Consider the following 1,901-nt stretch of genomic DNA (forward strand, 5'->3'; position numbering starts at 1 on the left):
TGGTGAGTAGACCGCAGGAACCTCCCCTGCAGCCTCTCGCAGAACGGAACGTGAACCTCTCGATTCATTCCGCTCCCATCAAGCAAACGATCCACGCATACCCTGCCGCCAATGGGCAAATAAACGGGGACACTGCTCCGAAATCCTTTCCACGAATTTCGATGCCCGTGTCTTGTGTCGTCTCAAGGGCTTGAACTTCCTTCTTGCCCACCGCACCAGAGCCTTGTTGACATGCCGGAAAATGGCATAGAGCGCCGACCGATAGAAGGCTCCGTAATAGGCGAGCCAGCCATTGAGGATCGGATTCAGCCATTTTGCCATTTGGGCAATGCTCAGCTCCGTACGTAGTCGAACACGCAGCTCCCGAATCCTCCGCTTCATTCCTGTCAATGAGGACTTACTGACTGCAGGCGTAAAGCTGAGGAACAGGCTATTGCGCTTTCGATTCTTGACGACACGACGTCGAAATGTGTATCCCAGAAAGTCAAACTGAGTATGCTCATGGTTGCCTTTCCGGCTGCCATCCTTGCAGTATACGATCTTGGTCTTGACAGGGTGCAATTCCAAGCCACATTCGGCAAAGCGCTTTCGAAGAATTGCGAGCATGTGCTCTGCTTCTTCATATGAGCGGCAGTGTACAAGACCGTCATCCGCGTACCGACACCACTTCATGCCCGAATAGTGCTTATCTAGCCACTTGTCGAAGACGTAGTGAAGAAAGAGGTTTGAAAGCACCGGACTAATGACCCCGCCTTGCGGGGTGCCTTGTGCCCTGGCTATCAATTCACCGTCTTCACGTTGTAGTGGTGCCGTCAGCCAGCGTTCAACATACAGCTTTACCCACGCTGAATCTGTGTGTTTCTCCACAGCCTTCATCAGCAAGTCGTGCCGAATGTTGTCAAACAACCCCTTGATGTCAAACTCAAGCACCCAGTCGTATTGCCAGCATCGTTTACGCGTGATGGCAATCGCACCCAGTGCCGATTTCCCGGGTCTGTAACCGTAGGAGTCCGGCAAAAAGATGTTCTCCACTGAGGGCTCGAATGCAAGCTTGACGACCATCTGAGCGATTCGATCGCTGACGGTTGGTATGCCCAGAATACGCTCCCCACCCGTTTTCTTGGGAATGGCCACCGCCTTCACCGGCGGTGGGAAATAGGTACCTGAGGACATCCGATTCCAGATCTTGTACAGATTGCTTTTCAGGTTGAGGTCAAAGTCACTCAGTGACTCACCGTCCCCCCCTGCGCTGCCTTGGTTGGCTTTCACCAACTGGTAGGCTCGCAGGACATCCCATTTCGATATGGTAAAAGGTTTGGCTTCCATCAAGGCCTCCTCCTGCCGAAAGGCAGTTGGGCCGCAACACAAGCCCGCTTGACGCAACCCCTTCGCTCCATGCCCATTACAGGCACTTCCTTGCTACTACGAGTTGCTCCGTCCCAGGATCACGCATCGGTACTCTCATGCTCGCCATTTCAGTGACTTGCATTTCTCCCTTGGCATCGTGATGACTGGTTCCCGCAGTTCCCACAAAGAGCCCAGTACAGAGTCATGCCCACTATACGCCGGACACCGCTTACACAGCCTTCGGAGCTCGCCTGCAAACTGTTCCCGAAGGGTCGAAACGCCCCCGGTTTTGATGTCAGTCTCTGGATTACGACGCGTCAACATGGGTTCGGGATAACTCATCTCTCTGCACCATACCTGCCAACTCATTGGTTGACGTTTCCCCAACGCTCACGACCCGTGCTTTTAACAGGAGCCGCTTGAGGTGGTTTGAAGCCGGCTTCCGACAGCAGACTTCGGTGGGCCTACCACCATCTCTTCATGAGCTTATGCCATAGTCAGCCACCGTCCTATGCAGCTGATTTCTGTGCCTGCGGCACACTCTCGACAAACCA

General features: G+C 53.8%; 1 protein-coding gene. It reads right to left on the minus strand.

Features of this window, described 5'->3' with window-relative positions:
- Positions 1-78 precede the first annotated feature (78 nt).
- The gene (ltrA, locus tag HF027_RS15365; protein WP_168017143.1) at positions 79-1,326 is read right to left on the minus strand and encodes a group II intron reverse transcriptase/maturase; all 1,248 of its coding nucleotides are present in this window, start codon (positions 1,324-1,326) and stop codon (positions 79-81) included.
- Between the last annotated feature and the right edge of the window lie 575 nt (positions 1,327-1,901).

This window comes from Halomonas salinarum, assembly GCF_012062845.1.
Lineage (GTDB): Bacteria > Pseudomonadota > Gammaproteobacteria > Pseudomonadales > Halomonadaceae > Onishia > Onishia salinarum.